A 5166-nucleotide genomic window follows, 5' to 3' on the forward strand; every position below is an offset into this window, starting at 1 on the left:
GCAACGGGTTCGACCGGTGCGACTGGCTCGACCGGAGCGACCGGCTCAACGGGTGCAACCGGCTCTACCGGTGCGACTGGCTCGACTGGTGCAACCGGCTCTACCGGGGCGACTGGCTCGACCGGGGCCACCGGCTCGACCGGAGCGACCGGCTCGACAGGTGCCACTGGCTCGACCGGTGCAACTGGTTCGACCGGAGCGACCGGCTCGACAGGTGCAACAGGCTCGACCGGAGCGACCGGCTCGACCGGGGCAACGGGTTCGACCGGGGCAACAGGTTCGACAGGTGCAACTGGCTCGACAGGTGCAACTGGTTCAACCGGTGCGACTGGCTCGACCGGAGCCACCGGCTCGACCGGAGCGACCGGCTCGACAGGTGCCACTGGCTCGACCGGGGCAACGGGTTCGACAGGTGCAACTGGTTCGACCGGGGCAACGGGTTCGACAGGTGCAACTGGTTCGACCGGAGCAACCGGCTCGACAGGTGCGACTGGCTCAACCGGTGCGACCGGCTCGACTGGAGCAACCGGCTCGACCGGAGCAACCGGCTCGACAGGTGCAACAGGCTCGACAGGTGCGACTGGCTCTACCGGAGCAACCGGCTCTACTGGAGCAACCGGCTCGACAGGTGCCACCGGCTCGACCGGAGCCACGGGCTCGACCGGAGCAACCGGCTCGACCGGAGCAACCGGCTCGACCGGTGCCACGGGCTCGACCGGAGCGACCGGCTCGACCGGAGCCACCGGTTCGACCGGAGCAACTGGCTCGACCGGAGCGACTGGCTCTACCGGAGCAACCGGCTCGACAGGTGCAACTGGTTCGACCGGAGCGACCGGAGCGACCGGAGCGACTGGCTCGACCGGAGCGACCGGCTCGACCGGAGCCACCGGTTCGACCGGAGCGACCGGCTCGACCGGAGCCACCGGTTCGACCGGAGCAACTGGTTCGACCGGAGCCACCGGCTCGACCGGAGCGACTGGCTCGACCGGTGCGACCGGAGCGACTGGCTCGACCGGAGCGACCGGCTCGACCGGAGCGACTGGCTCGACCGGTGCGACCGGAGCGACTGGCTCGACCGGAGCGACCGGCTCGACCGGAGCCACCGGTTCGACCGGAGCAACTGGTTCGACCGGAGCCACCGGCTCGACCGGAGCGACCGGCTCGACCGGAGCCACCGGTTCGACCGGAGCAACTGGTTCGACCGGAGCAACCGGCTCAACCGGTCCAACAGGCTCGCCTGGTCCGACAGGGGCGACCGGAGCGACCGGCCCGGGCGGTGAAACTGGTGACCATGACCATGACCATGACCATGACCACGACCATGGCAACAACGGCCACGGTAACGGAGAGCAGCCCGCGCCTGGTAATTCCGGCGATCATAACAATGCCGACAACAGCTCACACCAGGGACAGGGCAATTCCGGCAACGGAAACGGCGGTCACAACTCCGCGGTCACGGCCAGCACCCTGGGGCTGAAGGACTCGCCGCAATTCCTGCAGTCGAGTTCGACCGGCAGTGACCCCGGCGGTCATGCGTCGTTCCGCAGCCTGATCGGCCTTGCGGCCACGACGGTGACGACAGACCTGCTCAATGTCCTCAAGACGATCAGCGGATCTGGCAACGACCACAACAAGCCGTCTGGGGCGAGCACCGATCTCACCTCGGACCAGACCAAGCCTGGCGCCGGCTATGCCAGCAACGACCACACCGTCAAGACGTCCCTGAAGGATCTCTTGAAGCCGCACGGGTGAGCGGTGAATGGACCTGGCTGGTCCAGGTTGAGAACGGGCGCGCGGGCTTCGCTGGAAGCCCGCGCGCCGATCATTTTTTCTTGTCGGCTCGCGCAGCCCCCTGCGGCGTCTGGATCGCCGATCAGCTGGCACTCCGGCAAGCTCCGCGACTGGCCCGGTCATGGCGGTTATTCGCAGCATTCGCAGCAACTGAAAGGAAGCCGGCAAGTCTTCGATTTTCAGGAACAATTCGCGCGAGTCCGGCCCTCAAATATTGACTGAGATCTGCTGCCTGGTTTTGGGCAATTTACCAATTCCCTACTTAATAGTTTACAAATCGCTAATTTTCGAATTTACTAATATGTGGGTATGGCGGATGCCCGCGGATCGCACGGCCGGTGGCCGCAAGATCCGTGCAGGCGGGTTGGACAGGGATCTGGGTAGCAAGGCAATTTCGCGCATGAAGAAGGTGCGTCTACAAGGCGCATCGTGACATGTCGCGTCTATGTCAGTCCTCGGCGGAAGGCAGACAGTTTCCCATTCCGGAGTTCACTCGCGAGTGTGCCGTCGAAACATCGGCGGCACGGGCGATGGGAGTGGGTGGGTGTGAGTCAAGTGTTGTCGCGTGTGCCTCGTGGGGGCAGTGGTGCATTCCCGCGGTTCGACGGGCGCCGGCCGCTGCCGGACGCTGCGACTGATCGCCCGAATGCGCGGACCGATGCGCCCTCCGAACTCCTTTTCGTCGATCCCTCCGTATCCGATCTCGGCACGATCCTCGCGAACCTGAGGCCACGGGTCGAGGCGATCGTGCTCGACGCCGGGCGCCCGGCAGCGCGCCAGATGGCGCTGGCGCTCGAAGGCCGCGACGGCCTCGACGCCGTGCACATCATCGCGCACGGCGCGCCTGGGCGGGTCTGCTTTTCGGCAGGCGAGTGGTCGGCCGAGACCCTGGAGGGAGACGCCGAGGATTTGGCGGCGATCGGCCAGGCGCTGGGCGGATATGGCGAACTTACGGTGTGGAGCTGTCATGCGGGCCAGGGCCAGGCCGGCCGGACCTTCGTCGGAGCGCTCGCCCGCGCTGTGGGCGTGGACGTCCGGGCCGCCACGAAGCCCGTCGGCTCTGCGGCCCTTGGCGGAAGCTGGGAGCTCGCTATTCGGGCGCGAGGAATGCCGCCTAAACCGCCGCTGACTGGCCGAGGCTTGGAGGCTTATGCCGGGCTGTTAGCCGGCGTTCGTCGGGTCGTTTCTGGTGATGTGCCTCACGATGCAGCAGAAAACGTCACCTATGTCGTCGTTAATTCAACGGACAAGCGCGTCGTAGCCAGCTTCTCGTTGCCCGGCCACGCGAACATTCCAAAGTTTTCGATCACGGTCACCGTACCTAGCGCAAACGAAACTTATCTGGCCGGCAGAGTGGACGAGGGCGGCAAATTCATGCCTGCCAACTTCACGATCTCAGAAAAATCGCAGTTCAGCATCGGCGGCAAAGACGCCCGGGAGGCTCGTGATGACGCCTAGGTCTGAAGTCCTTTTCATTGATCCTGCTGTAAGCGACATCGAGACTATCGCCGCCGGCCTGAGGCCCGACGTCGATGCCGTGCTGCTCGAGCCCGGCCGCCCGGCGGCGCAGCAGATGGCCGAAGCGCTCGCCCGCCGAAGCGGCCTGGCCGCAGTGCACGTCATCGCCCACGGCGCGCCCGGGCAGGTGGGTTTCAGCGACGGACCCTGGTCCGTTGCCACGCTCGCGCACGACAGCGGCGACCTTGCCGCCATTGGCCAAGCCCTTTCTGCGGACGGCGAGGTCCGCCTATGGTGCTGCGACACCGCTCAGGGAGATGCTGGCGAGGCCTTTCTCGACGCGCTTTCTGACGCGGTTGGCGTCGACATCCGCGGGGCTACAGGGCGCGTCGGCGCGGCCGCTCTTGGCGGCGCTTGGGAACTGTCGGCGCGAGTAAGCGGGACCACCTCTGAGCCGCCATTGACGCCCACGGGAGTAGAGGCCTATGCGGGAGTGTTGGCTCTTGTTCTTACCGCCGAGACAAACGTCTCGCTCACGGGGAGTCTCAACGTAAGTCATACTAATGCCAATGAATTATACTACATTGTAGTGAAAGATAGCGCGGGAAACCTTACTATTATTGGAGAGACTGAGAGTTGGAATGTCACTACTGGCCCAACTTTTAATGTCTCTGCAACACTTCCGGCTGGAACATATAATTTAAATACAACCACAACGCCTTCTGCTGGTCAGTTTGATATTTATGTTGTCGATTCCACTGGCGTTAACGGCGGTGGAAGTAGTGAAAGCGGCGGCTATGGCTCCTCGAATATTGTCCTAGTAGCCACTCCGGCGTCCGGCGGAGTCGGTCCCACTGGCCCCACGGGCGCGACCGGCGCTACGGGTTCGACCGGAGCCACGGGTTCAACGGGCGCCACGGGTGCGACTGGCGCCACAGGTTCAACCGGCGCCACAGGTTCGACCGGCGCTACGGGTTCAACCGGCGCCACGGGTGCGACCGGCGCCACGGGTTCGACAGGCGCTACGGGCGCGACTGGTGTTACGGGCGCCACCGGCGCCACGGGTTCGACCGGCGCCACGGGCGCGACGGGTGGAACGGGCGCCACCGGCGCGACGGGTGTTACGGGCGCCACCGGCGCCACGGGTTCGACCGGCGCCACCGGTGCGACGGGCGTTACGGGTGCCACCGGCGCCACGGGTTCGACCGGCGCCACCGGTGCGACGGGCGTTACGGGTGCCACCGGCGCCACTGGTTCGACAGGCGCTACGGGCGCCACCGGCGCTACGGGTTCGACCGGCGCGACTGGCTCAACCGGAGCCACCGGTTCGACTGGCTCAACCGGAGCCACCGGTTCGACTGGCGCAACAGGAGCCACTGGGGCAACGGGCGATACTGGAGCGACGGGCTCGACTGGAGCTACGGGTTCGACCGGAGCAACCGGCGCCACAGGCGCGACCGGCGATACGGGTGCAACTGGAGCGACCGGAGCAACTGGCGCGACTGGCGATACTGGCGCCACAGGCTCAACTGGGGCAACCGGAGCAACTGGTGCGACCGGCGATACCGGAGCTACGGGTTCGACTGGAGCAACAGGCGATACGGGTGCCACAGGCTCGACCGGTGCAACCGGTGCCACAGGCGCGACCGGTGATACAGGTGCAACCGGCTCGACTGGGGCAACCGGCGCCACAGGCGCGACCGGCGGTACTGGAGCGACGGGCTCAACTGGAGCAACCGGAGCCACAGGTGCGACCGGCGATACCGGAGCGACTGGCTCGACTGGCGCAACCGGAGCCACAGGCGCGACCGGTGATACGGGTGCCACGGGTTCGACCGGAGCAACAGGTGCCACAGGTTCGACCGGCGATACTGGAGCGACTGGTGCCACAGGTTCGACCGGCGATACTGGAGCGAC

The 5166-nt window shown here is 66.0% G+C and carries 5 protein-coding genes and 1 pseudogene; 3 read left to right on the forward strand and 3 right to left on the reverse strand.

Features of this window, described 5'->3' with window-relative positions; genetic code table 11:
* Positions 1–1331, reverse strand: a 1331-nt coding sequence (locus C7I87_RS36855; protein ID WP_373424789.1) for a DUF4573 domain-containing protein, incomplete at its 3' end; no start/stop codon positions are given.
* 241 nt (positions 1332–1572) lie between these two features.
* Here C7I87_RS36855 and C7I87_RS35650 point away from each other — a divergent pair.
* The 3 genes and pseudogenes from C7I87_RS35650 to C7I87_RS36170 all read left to right on the forward strand — a co-directional run.
* Complete coding sequence (locus tag C7I87_RS35650; protein ID WP_210250667.1) at positions 1573–1752, forward strand: hypothetical protein; 180 nt, start codon at positions 1573–1575, stop codon at positions 1750–1752.
* Between the two features lie 585 nt (positions 1753–2337).
* Positions 2338–3249 carry a DUF4347 domain-containing protein gene (locus tag C7I87_RS29000; protein ID WP_188394042.1) on the forward strand — a complete coding sequence of 304 codons (912 nt, stop codon included), beginning with the start codon at positions 2338–2340 and terminating at the stop codon, positions 3247–3249.
* A pseudogene (locus C7I87_RS36170) lies at positions 3239–3736 on the forward strand (DUF4347 domain-containing protein); the annotation flags it as partial. The gene C7I87_RS29000 and the pseudogene C7I87_RS36170, both read left to right, overlap by 11 nt.
* A 308-nt stretch (positions 3737–4044) precedes the next feature.
* Here the strand turns inward: C7I87_RS36170 and C7I87_RS36175 are convergent.
* Both C7I87_RS36175 and C7I87_RS36180 read right to left on the reverse strand, forming a co-directional pair.
* On the reverse strand, positions 4045–4572 hold the full coding sequence (locus tag C7I87_RS36175; protein ID WP_246696443.1) for a hypothetical protein: 528 nt from the start codon (positions 4570–4572) through the stop codon (positions 4045–4047).
* A 248-nt stretch (positions 4573–4820) separates the two neighbouring features.
* On the reverse strand, positions 4821–5166 hold a 346-nt coding region (locus tag C7I87_RS36180), incomplete at its 5' end, for a hypothetical protein (protein WP_246696444.1).

The organism is Mesorhizobium sp. SARCC-RB16n (genome assembly GCF_008520305.1).
Taxonomy (GTDB): Bacteria; Pseudomonadota; Alphaproteobacteria; order Rhizobiales; family Rhizobiaceae; genus Mesorhizobium.